Origin of the sequence: Streptomyces sp. NPDC050704 (assembly GCF_040654355.1) — a bacterium.
Taxonomy (GTDB): domain Bacteria; phylum Actinomycetota; class Actinomycetes; order Streptomycetales; family Streptomycetaceae; genus Streptomyces.
The window spans coordinates 1-12,806 of record NZ_JBFAHW010000012.1 but is presented as its reverse complement, the minus strand read 5'-3'; the positions used below and the strand labels follow the sequence as shown (position 1 = coordinate 12,806).

At 70.3% G+C, this 12,806-nt stretch carries 13 protein-coding genes, 1 tRNA gene and 1 pseudogene; 11 read left to right on the top strand and 4 right to left on the bottom strand.

The window, feature by feature from the left end:
* Positions 1-50: 50 nt before the first annotated feature.
* Complete coding sequence (locus tag AB0I18_RS09055; protein WP_363104736.1) at positions 51-563, bottom strand: DUF309 domain-containing protein; 513 nt, start codon at positions 561-563, stop codon at positions 51-53.
* 99 nt (positions 564-662) lie between these two features.
* Here AB0I18_RS09055 and AB0I18_RS09050 point away from each other — a divergent pair.
* Positions 663-736, top strand: a tRNA-Pro gene (locus AB0I18_RS09050).
* 565 nt (positions 737-1,301) lie between these two features.
* Here AB0I18_RS09050 and AB0I18_RS09045 read toward each other — a convergent pair.
* Positions 1,302-2,018, bottom strand: a complete 717-nt coding sequence (locus tag AB0I18_RS09045; RefSeq protein ID WP_363104735.1) for a helix-turn-helix domain-containing protein — start codon at positions 2,016-2,018, stop codon at positions 1,302-1,304.
* A 101-nt stretch (positions 2,019-2,119) separates the two neighbouring features.
* Between AB0I18_RS09045 and AB0I18_RS09040 the strand changes: the two genes are divergently transcribed.
* The 7 genes and pseudogenes from AB0I18_RS09040 (at position 2,120) to AB0I18_RS09010 (ending at position 8,109) form a co-directional block, all read left to right on the top strand.
* On the top strand, positions 2,120-3,058 hold the full coding sequence (locus AB0I18_RS09040) for an NADP-dependent oxidoreductase (RefSeq protein WP_363104734.1): 939 nt from the start codon (positions 2,120-2,122) through the stop codon (positions 3,056-3,058).
* A gap of 28 nt (positions 3,059-3,086) precedes the next feature.
* Positions 3,087-3,767, top strand: coding sequence for an SDR family NAD(P)-dependent oxidoreductase (locus AB0I18_RS09035; RefSeq protein WP_363104733.1), 681 nt, complete (start codon positions 3,087-3,089; stop codon positions 3,765-3,767).
* An 81-nt stretch (positions 3,768-3,848) separates the two neighbouring features.
* Positions 3,849-4,220, top strand: a complete 372-nt coding sequence (locus tag AB0I18_RS09030) for a DoxX family protein (RefSeq protein WP_363104732.1) — start codon at positions 3,849-3,851, stop codon at positions 4,218-4,220.
* A 35-nt stretch (positions 4,221-4,255) separates the two neighbouring features.
* Positions 4,256-4,894, top strand: coding sequence for an NAD(P)H-binding protein (locus tag AB0I18_RS09025; RefSeq protein WP_363104731.1), 639 nt, complete (start codon positions 4,256-4,258; stop codon positions 4,892-4,894).
* A gap of 15 nt (positions 4,895-4,909) precedes the next feature.
* Positions 4,910-6,171, top strand: a pseudogene (locus AB0I18_RS09020) (LLM class flavin-dependent oxidoreductase).
* Positions 6,171-7,250: an LLM class flavin-dependent oxidoreductase gene (locus AB0I18_RS09015; protein WP_363104730.1), complete on the top strand. Its 1,080-nt coding sequence runs from the start codon at positions 6,171-6,173 to the stop codon at positions 7,248-7,250. The pseudogene AB0I18_RS09020 and the gene AB0I18_RS09015 overlap by 1 nt, the downstream one beginning before the upstream one ends.
* 43 nt (positions 7,251-7,293) lie before the next feature.
* The gene (locus AB0I18_RS09010; protein ID WP_363104729.1) at positions 7,294-8,109 is read left to right on the top strand and encodes an alpha/beta hydrolase-fold protein; all 816 of its coding nucleotides are present in this window, start codon (positions 7,294-7,296) and stop codon (positions 8,107-8,109) included.
* A 66-nt stretch (positions 8,110-8,175) separates the two neighbouring features.
* Here the strand turns inward: AB0I18_RS09010 and AB0I18_RS09005 are convergent, their stop codons facing one another.
* Together AB0I18_RS09005 and AB0I18_RS09000 are read right to left on the bottom strand one after the other, a co-directional pair.
* On the bottom strand, positions 8,176-8,865 hold the full coding sequence (locus AB0I18_RS09005) for a hypothetical protein (RefSeq protein WP_363104728.1): 690 nt from the start codon (positions 8,863-8,865) through the stop codon (positions 8,176-8,178).
* The gene (locus tag AB0I18_RS09000) at positions 8,852-9,223 is read right to left on the bottom strand and encodes a hypothetical protein (protein WP_363104727.1); all 372 of its coding nucleotides are present in this window, start codon (positions 9,221-9,223) and stop codon (positions 8,852-8,854) included. Before AB0I18_RS09000 ends, AB0I18_RS09005 begins: the two co-directional genes overlap by 14 nt.
* Positions 9,224-9,673: 450 nt before the next feature.
* Here AB0I18_RS09000 and AB0I18_RS08995 point away from each other — a divergent pair, with 450 nt between their 5' ends.
* Genes AB0I18_RS08995 through AB0I18_RS08985 form a run of 3 tightly spaced genes read left to right on the top strand, consistent with a single transcriptional unit; the run spans position 9,674 to position 12,776 of the window.
* Positions 9,674-10,519 carry a helix-turn-helix transcriptional regulator gene (locus AB0I18_RS08995; RefSeq protein WP_363104726.1) on the top strand — a complete coding sequence of 282 codons (846 nt, stop codon included), beginning with the start codon at positions 9,674-9,676 and terminating at the stop codon, positions 10,517-10,519.
* The gene (locus tag AB0I18_RS08990; protein WP_363104725.1) at positions 10,516-11,310 is read left to right on the top strand and encodes an SAM-dependent methyltransferase; all 795 of its coding nucleotides are present in this window, start codon (positions 10,516-10,518) and stop codon (positions 11,308-11,310) included. Before AB0I18_RS08995 ends, AB0I18_RS08990 begins: the two co-directional genes overlap by 4 nt.
* Positions 11,307-12,776 carry a helix-turn-helix domain-containing protein gene (locus tag AB0I18_RS08985; protein ID WP_363104724.1) on the top strand — a complete coding sequence of 490 codons (1,470 nt, stop codon included), beginning with the start codon at positions 11,307-11,309 and terminating at the stop codon, positions 12,774-12,776. The genes AB0I18_RS08990 and AB0I18_RS08985 overlap by 4 nt, the downstream gene beginning before the upstream one ends.
* Positions 12,777-12,806: the final 30 nt, after the last annotated feature.

Sequence of the window (12,806 nt, the reverse complement as noted above, 5' to 3'; positions counted from 1 at the left end):
CCCCTTCACGACGACGGCGCCCGCCGCGCAGACCCGTCAGAAGCCCACCGCTAGGTCTTGCCCCCACGCAACCGGGGCGCCCACTCGCGCGCACCCACAGCAGCCCCGCCGTCCTCCACGGCCGTCGCCAACTGCCTGGCCCACTCGGCCAGTTCGGCCAGCTCCATCCCGTACGGCCGCGACCGTCCAGCGTCCGCTCCCCACTCCTCGACGGCTCCGGCGCCCCGCCGCAACAGTCGAGCCCCGCCCGTCACGTTCCCCCGAGCCGCATGCGTGAGCCCCACCGCGAGCTGCGCCAGCCCCCGCCACAGCGTCCGCTCCTCGTCCGGCCCCGACTTCCACGCGTCCTCGAAGACCTCGTGCGCATGGAACGGCTTCCCGTCCTCCAGCAGAGCCTGCGCCTCGACGACCGTCTCCTCGGGCGTACGTACGACCCCCTCGGGCTGCCGCTCCACCCCGTCGGTCCCGTACGGCAGGGGCCGCCCGAGCCCGTCCCGGGGCCGCGCGTTACGCGCCCGCCCCTCGGTGTCCCGGTCCCGCCTGGTGTCAGAAGTACTGCTCATATCCCGATTGTCCCTCGCCCCCGCCCTTTTCCAAGCAGCCCTCGGCGTGGGGTAAAGTTCTGTTCGCGCGATCACGCGGTTCACCGCGACGAGGCGCATCGGGACGTGGCGCAGCTTGGTAGCGCACTTGACTGGGGGTCAAGGGGTCGCAGGTTCAAATCCTGTCGTCCCGACAGTGTGAAGGGTCTTCGCAGGCGAGAGCCTGTGAGGGCCCTTTTCGTGTGGGCCGTTTCCGGTCTTCGGGGTTGAGCGCGCCGCTCATCGGCGCCTTTACTCGGACGTTTGCGAGGATGCCGCTGCTGGACCTGGACAAGATCACTGCGGGGCTGTCGACGCCCTGGTCGGGATTCCTGCGCGACTGGGACCGCTCGCTGCGGTCGGGGAACTATCCAGAGACCACCCATCCGGGACGACGAGACCACGAAGGTCCTCGGTACCTGCCGGGGCAAGCAGTTCGTCCAGCTGCGGGACGAGGTGATCATCCGCCTGTACTGCAACACCGGCGCGCCTGCCCGAAGTCGGCAACCTCCTGCCGGGGCTGGGAGGGCGACGGCGTGCAGGAAGGCATCGGTGCAGGTATCGCACATCGTGGCCCATGTGTGGCGCCAGGAGCGCGAGCCCGTCACTGCCGTCGGCGAGGGCCCGGCGCCGGTCCGTGGCCCCAGCCGGCACCCTCCTCGCCGTCGTAGGAATCTCTCAGGGGCATGGGCCGCCCCGAGCCCGCCACGGCGCGAATGCCTACCGCGGGCCAAGGCCGTCGTGCTCGACGGAGCCCGGGCCGGTTCGTGAGAGGCGGACCATGGCGCGGTAGAGGGCCTTGGGCCTCGGGGCTTCGGGCACCGCGGGGATCGGTGCGTCCGGTGTGGCGTAGGAGCGGAGCATGTGGCCGACGAGGCGGCGCCAGGCGTCGGGGGCGTCGTCGCCCGCGGCGGCGAGGACGCCGGCGTTGGCCATCTGCAGGATGACGAGGTCCTCCGGGACGAAGTCCTCGCGGAGGTGTCCGCTGCGCCGGGCGCGGGCGATGAGTTCGAGGAATCCGTTGTACGACTCGGTGCGGCGGGCTTCCAGGGCCTTGGCCGCGGGGAAGGTCATGGTCAGGACGTCGGCGAAACCGCGGTCGGCGGCCTGCATGGCGCAGACGGCCTCGATGTAGCCGGTGAAGCCGTGCCAGGGGTCGGGGTCGGCGAGTGCCTCGGCTACGGCGTCGGCGTAGGCGTCCATGCGGTCGGCGAAGACCGCGTTGATCAGTTCCTCCCGGGTGGCGAAGCGCCGGCCGAGGGTGGCTTTGCCGACGCCTGCCTCGCGGGCGACGGAGGCCATGGAGACGCCGAGCCCTTCGGTGGCGTAGAGGCGGCGGGCGGCGGCCAGGATGCGGCAGCGGTTGCGCTCGGCGTCGGCGCGCAGTCCCGTGCCGAGCTGCCGGCACGGTGTCTGGTCGGAAGGCGGGGAGCTCATGCCCCCACTCTACCTAAGTGGAACGGGTGGGCCGTTTGCGCTGATACGGTGGGCGACAGTGAAAGTGGTCCACCCGGACCACTTAGTCGAGAGGTACTTTCATGCGCGCTGTGACGCTCGAATCCGTCCCTTCCGCCCCGGCCGTGACCGAGGTGGACGCTCCTCGCCCGGAGGCTGGGGAATTGCTGGTCAAGGTGGCGGCCGCCTCGTTGAACGGCTTCGACATCGCCGTAGCGGCCGGCTATGTGCAAGAGATGATGGAGCACCGGTTCCCGCTGGTCCTGGGCCAGGACTTCGCGGGTACTGTCGAGGCGCTCGGCGAGGGTGTGGAGGGTTTCGCGGTCGGTGACGCGGTCTTCGGTGTCGTGCTGAAGCCGTACGTGGGCGCCGGATCGCTGGCCCAGTACGTCACCGTGCCGGCCGGGCACGGGGCCGCCCGCATCCCCGCGGGTCTGACGGTGGGGGACGCGGGCGCGCTGGGCGTGGCCGGGGCCACGGCCGTGGTGAGTCTGGACGCGGTGGCCCTAGGTGAGGGCGAGACGCTGCTGATCTCCGGGGCCTCGGGCGGAGTGGGTTCGCTGGCGGTGCAGCTCGCCGCCGCCCGGGGCGCGAAGGTGATCGCGACCGCCCGCCCCGGCGCGCAGAGCGACTTCGTCACCGGTCTGACCGGCGCGGAAGTCCACGTGGTCGACTTCACCGGTGACCTGGAGGGGCAGGTCCGCGCGATCGCCCCGGAGGGGGTGGACGCGGTGCTGCACCTCGCGGGCGACGGCGCCCAGTTGGCGGCTCTGCTGCGGCCGGGCGGACAGCTCGCCTCGACCACCGGGCTCACCCAGGACGACGTCAAGGGGCAGGACGTCACTGTCCACACGATCATGGGCACCCCGAACACCCAGATCCTGACCTCCCTGGCCGAGCAGGTCGCCTCCGGTGCGCTGCGGGTGCCGGTCACCGCCACCTACCCGCTGGAACAGGCCACGCAGGCGTTCGCCGCCTTCGGCGCCGGCACGCCGGGCAAGATCGCCGTCTCCTGCTCCTGACCCACGCCCGACAGAAAGAGGAACCATCGTGCCCACTGTTGCCATCGTCGGCGCCGGTCCCGGTATGGGCCTGGCCATCGCCCGTACCTTCGGCAGCCGCGGCTTCGACGTCGCCCTGATCTCCCGCACCAAGGAGAAGCTGGAAACGCTGGTCGACCAGCTCGGCCAGGAAGGCATCACGGCCGCGGCGTTCCCGGCCGACGTGCTGGACCGGCCCTCACTGACCGATGCCCTGGACGCGGTGAAGGCCCGCTTCGGCGGCATCGACGTACTGGAGTACTCACCCGCCCCGCACTCGCCGGTGCCCGGTCACACCCTGGCCGCCCCCTCGGAAGTCACGGTGGACAATCTGCAGCCGCAGATCGAGTACATCCTCTACGGCGCCATCGCCGCCGCCCGCACGGTGCTGCCCGCGATGCGCGAAGTGGGCGCCGGCACCCTGCTGTTCACCACCGGCGGCGGTTCGGTGGATCCCATCCCCATGCTCGGCAACGTCAACGCCGCCTCGGCAGCCCTGCGCAACTGGGTCATCAACCTGGACAAGGAGCTGGCCGGCAGCGGTGTGCACGCCGCGCACGTGGCGATCGGCGTGTGGATCGGCGACGGCGGCCCGGAGGGCTTCCCGACGGCCACACCCGAGCAGATCGCCCCTCTGTACTGGGACCTGCACGAAAACCGCGACCGCTCCGAGGCCGTCTTCAACGCCTGACCGGCCGGCCAGTCGCCCCCCTGCGTGGGGAGGGGCATCGCTCCCTCCCCACCCCGTCCCCCTCCCCGAAGGAATCCGTACGTGAACGTCTTCTTGTGGATCGTGCAGGCCGTACTGGCCGCCATGTTCGCCATGGCCGGCGTCATCAAGTCCACCCAGCCCAAGGAGAAGCTGGCCGGACAGCTGCCCTGGACGGCTGACTTCTCCCAGGGCACCGTCCGCTTCATCGGCGTCGTGGAGTTCGCCGCCGCCCTCGGGCTGATACTTCCCGCCGCGACCGACATCGCCCCCGTGCTGACCCCGCTGGCCGCGACCGGCCTGGTCGTCGTGATGGTGCTGGCCGCGATCACCCACGCCCGCCGCAAGGAGCCCGGCGCGATCGTCTTCAACGCCGTCCTGCTGATCCTGGCCGGCCTGGTGGTGTGGGGCCGCTTCGGCCCGTACAGCTTCTGACCCCTGCTGATCGCTACCGCGAGGAACCACCCCTGATGCGTGTCACCGTCTTCGGCGCGACCGGCGGCATCGGCCGCCTCGTCGTCCAGCGGCTCCTGGACGACGGCCACCAGGTCACCGCCCTGGTCCGCACCCCCGCCAAGCTCGCGCTCACCCACTCCCACCTCACGGTCGTCACCGGGCAGTTGTCCGACCGCGATGCCGTCGAGCAGGCCGTCAGTGGCGCCGACGCGGTGATCAGCGCGCTCGGCCCCTTCCTGAAACGGTCCACGACCGGCACCCAGGTCACCGACGGAACCCGCACCATCGTGCGGGCCATGCAGGCGCAGCAGGCGGACCGGTTCATCGGCCTGGCCACGCCCTCACTGGCCGATCCGCGGGACAAGCCGCACTGGAAGCACAAGGTGCTGCCCGTCGCGGCCGGGCTGATGTTCCCCAACGCGCTGGCCGAGCTGAAGGGCATGACCGAGGCCGTCACCGGTTCCGGTCTCGACTACACCATCGCCCGCATCACCAACCCCACCGACAAGCCCGCCACCGGCCGCATCCGCGCCGGCTTCCTCGGTCACGACAAGGTGGGCTCCGCCATGAGCCGCGCCGACATCGCCGCGTTCCTCGTCGCCCAGCTCACCGACGCCCGCTACCGGCGGGCCATGCCCGCCATCAGCAACTGAGGCCAGGACCCCGCCATGACCTTCGAGCTCGGCGTCTACTCCTTCGGCAACACCCCGCGCCTGCCCGACGGCAGCCGCGGCCCCACCGCCCAGGCCCTCCGTGACGTGCTGGAGGCCATCAAGCTCGCCGACGAGGTGGGACTGGACTTCTTCGGGGTGGGCGAGCACCACATGCGGGCGATGCCGCTGTCCTCACCCACCTCCGTGGTCAACGCCGCCGCGGCAGCCACCCACAGGATCAAACTGAGCACCGCGGTCACCGTCCTGTCGACCGACGACCCGATCCGGGTGTTCCAGCAGCTCGCGACCGCCGCGTCGCTGGCCCCGGACGCATCGAGCTGGTCGCCGGACGCGGCTCGTCGACGATCACGTTCCCGCTGTTCGACCACGACGAGCACGACTACGACATGCTCTACGCCTCCAAGCTCGCCCTGCTGATGGCGGTCAACGCCGGTGAGAACGTCACCTGGCGCGGCCCGCACCGCAAACGGCCGCTGCAGGATGTCACCGTCTTCCCTCGTCCCGAGGCACCGCTGAAGATCTGGCTGGGCACCGGGGGCAGCCCGGATTCGGTGTACCGCGCCGTCGAGTTGGGGCTGCCGATGTTCCTCGGCGTCCTCGGTGGCACTCCCGAGCACTGGGCGCAGTACGGGCACGCCTACCGGGCCGCCTGGGCCGAGGCCGGCCACCCCGCCGAGCGGGCCGACATCGCGGTCGCCGTGCACGGGTTCGTCGCCGAGTCCGGCACCCAGGCCCGGTCGACGTACCTGGAGTACGAGCACCGGATGATGGCCGAGGGCCTGGCCGAACTGGGCCGCCCCGCCCCGTCACGAGCCGAGCGCGCCACCACCTACGGCCCCGACGGCATGGTCTTCGTCGGCAGCCCGGATGAGGTCGCCGACCGCATCCTCCACCTGCACGGACTGCTCGGCCACAGCCGCCAGATCCTTCAAATGGACGTCGGCGGTATGCCCCAGCACGACTTCCTGCGCGCCATCGAACTGCTCGGCACGAAAGTGCTCCCTCAGATCCACGCCGAACTGACGAAACCGCGAGCGTGCGCCGCCCCCGCCACGGACCCGTGGCACGAACTGCCCGTGTCCCGGGTCCGAGCCGACACCCGGATGGCCTCACTCCGTCCGTCACACCCTCGACGACGAGGGTCGACAGCCCCGAAAGCACCACGCCACAAGGCCACGCGACTTTGCAACGGCCCTGCGCCGGGACCTGGCATGCTGAGCAAGTCCGGTTCCATCCGCACACCTTGGAGGTTGTGATGCGTGCAGGGATCGTGGTCAGCGCGCAGCCCGGTGTGGAGGATCTCGCCGTGCGGGCCGAGGAGTTGGGCTTGCACAGCTTCTGGGTCAACGACACCCCGATGGTCCATGGCGATCCCTTCGTCGCCTTGAGCCTGTGCGCGAAGGCCACCAGCCGCATCAGGCTCGGCATCGGCGTGACCTCACCGGCGCTGCGCTCGGCTCCGGCCGCCGCGAGCGGGCTCGCCAGCCTCAACGCCTTGGCACCGGGCCGGATCATCTGCGGCGTCGGCACCGGAAACACCGCCCGGCGTACCGTGGGCATGCGGCCGACCACGGCGGCCAGGCTGGAGAACTTCACCGCCGCGCTGCAGGACCTGTGCGCCGGACGTTCGACCGAGTACCGCGAAGGTGACCGGGTCCGCGACATCCGGTTCCTGCACGCCGGGGCGCACGTGAACACCGCCGACCCGATCGAGTTCGTCGTGGCCGCGCTGCTCGGGCCGAAGGCCGCCGCCGTCGCGGGCCGCCGCGGCACCGGCCTCATCTCCTTCGGCCTGCTGGACCCCACCGCCTGGCACGCGCTGCACGACACCCGCCGCCACGCCGCCCAGGACACACCCCGCGACCCCGACTCCCACACGGACACCCGGGCGGACTCCTACGTGGTCACCTCGCTCCACCTGCTCGACGAGGACGAGGACCCCCACGGCGACGCGGCCCGGGACGCGACCGGCCACCTCGTCCTGTCGCTGCTGGCCTTCGCCGCCGACACCGCCGCCGACACACCCGCCTTCGCCGACCAACTCGGCCCCGAGGAACGCCAAGCGGTACGGAGCCTCCTCGACCGGCGCGGCACCACCGCTACCGCGCCGGACCGGCACACCAAGCTCTACCCCAACTACCTCGGACGCATCTCGCCGCAGGACCGGGACCTGGTGCTGCCCTCGCTGATGAACACCCTGGCCCTGGTCGGCACCCGCGACGATCTCCTCGCCCGCATCACCACCCTGGAACAGGCCGGAGTCGACGAACTCCTGATCCAGCCGGTGATCGACCCGCCCACCGAGATGGCCCAGCTCGCGAAACTCCTCACCTGAGCTGACCTGCATGATGATCGAGGTGCCCTACCAGCCGCTTCCGATGAACCAGTCAGACGTTCGCTACGCCCACGGCCCCGACTCCGCTGCACAGCCCGGCGTGCCCGCCGGCGAGACGATCGAGTTCGACTGGAACGACAGCGTGACTTACCCCGGCACGTCCCGGAAGTTCTGGGTCCACGTGCCGGCGAGATACAACCCCGCCGAACCAGCATCGCTCATGGTGTTCCAGGACGGATGGTGGTACCTCGACCCCGACGGGGAAGTCCGCGGCGCGACCGTCCTGGACAACCTCGTCCACCGGGGCGACATCCCGGTCACCATCGGCGTGTTCGTCGACCCCGGCATCTTCGCCGGCGCCGAGGATCCGAAGAACCGCAACACCGAGTACGACGCATTCGACGATCGGTACGTCAGTTTCCTCCTGAACGAGATCATCCCCGAGGTCGGCAAGCGCTACTCGATCGCCGAGGACCCCGATCAGTGGGGCATCTGCGGTGGCAGCAGCGGCGGCAACTGCGCGTTCACCGCAGCATGGCTGCGCCCCGACAAGTTCCGCCGGGTCACCGCGTTCCTGTCCAGCTTCACGCAGATGCCCGGCGGCAACCCCTACCCCGAGCTCATTCCGCGCGTCCCCACCAAGCCGCTGCGTATCTTCCTGCAAGCGGGCCATCGGGACCTGCGCTGGAACGAGCCCGAGGGGAACTGGCTCGCCAACAACCTGCGTGTCGCGGCCGCGCTCGCGGAAGCCGGCTACGACTTCCGCCTGGTCCTGGGCGACGGCGGTCACAGCCCCAACCACGGCGGCGTTCTGCTCCCCGATGCCCTCCGCTGGTTGTGGCGATCCGACGAGGCCTGAGTGCGGCCAGGTGTTGATCGACAACCCTGAGCACCAAGGCGGCCGACTGAAGCACTCAATGGCCAACTAGTCCGGTGGAGTTCTCTTGCTGCGGCGGCGCTGGAGCCCTTTCCGGTCCGCTCTGCTGTCCCTGGTGGCATCGGGCGGCACGTCAGGCCCCCGGCTGAAGTCGGCGTCAGGGACGGGGAACTCCAGTTCCATCTGCGCCAGCGCATACGCGGTATCGGCGTCCATGGGCTGTGGCGGTGTGAGACCGAAGTTCGGTCGCAGCGGCGCGATGAGGGAGAGTGCGTACGCCAGCGCAGCGGCAGGTTCGAGGTCGTGGTCGGCCGGCTCCGTGCCCGGCGCGTCGGTGCCGGCGGAGGGGAGCTGGCCTTCGGGTGTCCAGCGCAACGGGGCCTGGATCAGGCAGACGCCGGTGAAGGTCACGGCTGCTTCGACGAACGGCCGGTCCGTGGCCGCGACTGCGCCCATCTGCAGCCAGGCGGTGTCCTGGGTCAGGTAGGGCACGACGTGCGGCAGGACGACGGACTGCAGGAGTTTCGCCGAGTCGAAGGCGGTGATGACGATCCCGCCGTCGCTGAGCGGCCCCTCCCACACCATGGCCTCGGCGGCGCGGTCGGCCGCCGTCTCGGCGCTGCAGCCGTCGGGCACGACCCAGGTGTGCAGAGAGTGCACGCCGATGGTCTCAAGTCGCGCCCAGAGGGGGAAGGCGGCTCTGGCGGAGGCGAGCAGACACACGTCAGGCAGCGTCATGGCGGGATTCCTCGGCTTCCGCAGTCCTCGTTACGGTCATGTCCGGCCCGCCAGTTGCCGCGTGGACCGCACAGGCGGGGGACCGGACACCGGCCAGGGCGCCGACTCCGCCGTCGGGCAGATCGCCCGCGGAGTCGAACCGGAGGTCGCTGCGGATCGGTTCGCGGCGGTTGAGCGGCCCGGCCGCGCGCAGTCGGGTGCGGACGGTGACGGGGGCGACGTCGAGGGCCGCGGCGGTGCGCGAGACGTTGGCGTCGTGTGCCGGCCGGGCCTGGAGGGTGCGCATGAGGCGCGGGTCGCACCGCAGGGGCGTGAGGAAGGCGTTGGACCAGGCTTTCACCTCGGGGGTGCTGAGCATCGTGTGGAGGTCAGCTGGAGAGGCAGCGGCTTCCCGGTGGGCGGTGCGGGCAGCGGTCAGCGGGTGGGGGAGGCTGTCGCCCATCCGGTGTTCGGGTGGGCGGGAGGCAACTGCCGGGGTGGCGTCACTTCCGGCGGGAGGCAGCGGGAGGCTCCTGCTGACGGACCACCCTCCATGAGTCGACTGCCGCCGATCACGCCTGTCCATTCGTCCTCCCGGTCATGCCCCCATCGGCGTCGACCGCACCCGGCTCCCTCCCTGCCCGGAGCGACGGCGCGTATGTGAACGGAGCCCTCTTCGGCGGCCGGCCGCGATCTTGCCGCTTCCCGTCACCCGCAACTGCGCGCCGACTGAAGCGGGTTGGACATACTCAAAGGGTTGTGAACGAGGATTGCAAGATACAGAGTTCGCACTAACAGCAGGTTGTGGAAAGTGCCGGAAGGAGATTCCGTGGCTCGCGAAAGGTCTGGCAGGACCGTCGCGCACCTGGTTCTCGCCACCCGGCTCAAAACACTGCGTGAAGCGGCGGGGATGTCCCGAGGCGAGGCCGCCAACGCACTTGGGGCCCACACCGCGACCGTCCGCCGCATCGAGCAGGCCGAGACATCCCTCGACGAGGGTCAGGTCCATGCCCTGCTTACGGCGTACGGCGCGGGCGCTGCCGAAATCGAAGGGTTTCTCGGGGAACTCGCGGCCGCCAACCTACCGGGGTGGTGGCATCCGTGGCGGTCCGTCATGGACCCATGGCAGCTGGACCTCATGAGCGTGGAATCCGCGGCCCGGATCATCCGCGTGTGGGAGCCGGCACTTGTTCCTGCCCTGCTGCGTACACCGTCCTATGCCCGCGCCGTCGACAACGTCCGCAGACCTGACCTGTCCCCTGCGGACAAGGACCGGCGGACCGAGCTGCTCATGGAACGCCAGAAGCGGTTGCGTCACCAGAACACACGCATCTGGGCCATCATGTCCGCCACGGCGCTGCTCACTTCCGTAGGCGACAAGGATGTGATGGCCGAGCAGCGGCAGGCACTCAAGGCAGCTGTCGAGCGCCCCGATGTGACCTTGCAGATTCACCCCCTGGAAGGTCCTTGCCACCCCATGACCGGCATGCCGGCCGTGACCCTGTACCGGGTCGACGTGCCGGAGATCCCCGACCACGTAGTCCGTGAAGGAGATCTGCGCGGCACCGCTGAAGTCCTGAACAGCCTGCACGCGGTGTCGGCGTATCACTTGTTGATGGACCACACCTGCGCCATCGCACCCCATCCCGACGAATCGACAGAGGTACTGACATGACCGAACCGACCCGCCCGCACCAGCCGATCGACACGTCCGTCGCGCACAGTGCGCGCGTCTGGAACTACTGGCTGGGCGGGAAAGACCACTACCCCGCCGACCAGGCCGCTGGCGACGCCTACAGCAGCAAGTACCCCCTCATCGTCCCCTTCGCCAAGGAGTCGCGGGACTTCCTCCGGCGTACCACCGCCTTCCTCGCCAAGGCGGGGATCCGGCAGTTCATCGACCTGGGTGCCGGGCTGCCGACCAGCAACAACACCCATGAAGTCGCACAACGGGTCTCGCCCGACTGCCGAGTGGTCTACATAGACCACGACCCGATCGTGCTGCTGCACGTCCATGCGCTGCTCACCAGCACCCCCGAGGGCGCCACCGCCTATGTGCAGGCGGACATGCGGGACACGGACGCCGTCTTAACGGGCGCGGCCAAGACGCTGGACATGACCAAGCCCACCGCTCTGGTCATCAACGACGTGCTGGGCCACATCGTGGACTGGGACGAAGCCCGGGGTCTTGTGCGCCGACTGGTCGAGCAGCTTCCCTCGGGCAGCTACCTGTCACTGAGCCACTCCACAGCCGCGGACAAGGAACACCAGGTGGTGCAGGACGAGTACAACAGCTCCGGCGCGATCCCCTACATCTTCCGTGAGCCGTCGGTGGCCGTCGAGCTCTTCGAGGGCACCGAACTGGTCGAACCCGGGTTTACGAGCTGGCCGCGCTGGCGCCCCGACGCGAACACCGGTGCTCTCACCGACCGCGCGGGCTGGGGCGGGGTGGCGCGGATCCTATGACGCCGGGCAGTGCGGGGCGCACGCCTGCCCTGCCCGTGAAGGTGACCCGGTACCAGGTGGTGCGACGGCTCACCCGTGCGGCGGCCCACTCGGACGCCCGGCTGATTGCCGAAGCCGCAGCCCTGGCCGACGGCTGGGCGGTCCTGGCGGACCTCATGGGCGGCGTCGTCTGCAGCACCCCGGACACCGCCGGACCTGAGGGGGTGCGTGCCGCCGCGCACCCCCGACTCCACCCGCACCTGACGATCCGCAAGATGGCGGGTGCCGTCCTCGTGGTCCGTCCCGGCACGGCACCGCCCGCATCCCGCATCGACCTGATCGTACGGACCTGCGTCGACCTGCTCAGAATGCGGGCGCGGGTCCGTCGGGCGGAGGACACCCACCAGGCTGAGCGGAGACTGCACACCGCCGTTCTGCATCTCCTGCTGAGCGGCCGGTCTCACCTGGCAACCGACGTGCTGGGCACCGCCGCCACACACGCCACGGTGTTCCGGCTGGCCGGTCAGTCGGTGCATGCCGCCTATCAGACGCATTGGCGAGCGGCGCAGCCCAGTGTGTCTCCCAACGCCCCCCGCATGCTGGTGTGTATGGAGGGAAACGAGTTGGTCGTCGTCGCACTCCACGGCCTCCACAGCCTCGACGACCATGACCGCCGCTTGGCACGCCTCTTCGTCGCGCGCATCGCAGACCGACATCAACTGGCCGGTGGCGTCTCGGACCCGTTGCCACTGGACATGGTCGCCACGGCGTGGGCCGAGGCGGGGAACGCGCGGCACGGCGCGACTTCCGGCTGCCTGGCGTCCGCGACCTTCCTGGGTTCGCACGGGCTGCTCCGCGTCGTGCCCGCCGATCGACTCGCCCTTTGGTCCGCCGCGATCCTCACGCCCCTCGACCGCGAGCAGCACCGGACGCTGGAGGCATACCTGCGGTCGGGGTCCGCTCAGGCCGCCGCAGCAGTGCTCGACGTGTCCGAAGGCACGGTTCGTGCCCGCCTGCGCTGGATCGGCACTCTCCTGGCCGCCGAACTGGACAACCCCACCGTGCAGGCCCAACTCCTGCTGGCTTTGCGAGCCCCGGCTCCTTCCCACCGAGTCAGCACGTCCGCACGCCTTGTTACCGACCCCCCGCTGCCCACCGATCTACTCGACCCCGACGACGCCCATCACTGGGCCTCCGCCCTCCTCAGACCTCTGGACAAGCCGCTGCGTATCGCCCTTCGATGTTGGCTCCAGCACCGTGGCCGCACGGCACCCGCTGCCTCCGAGCTGGGCCTGAGCCGGAGTACGCTCACCGACTGGCTGGGCAAGTGTGGCCGGGCACTGTCCCTCGACCTGTCGTCCGCGACAGTGCGGGCGGAACTCCACCTGGCCGCCGAGACGATCGCGACCCCCGAGGACACGCCTGCGCGGTTGCCGCGGCGAGGAGGCAGAACATACCGGGGCCACCTACGCAAGCCTGCTCCGTGACGGGTGCCGCCCTGCTCCCGCGCGGGCGCA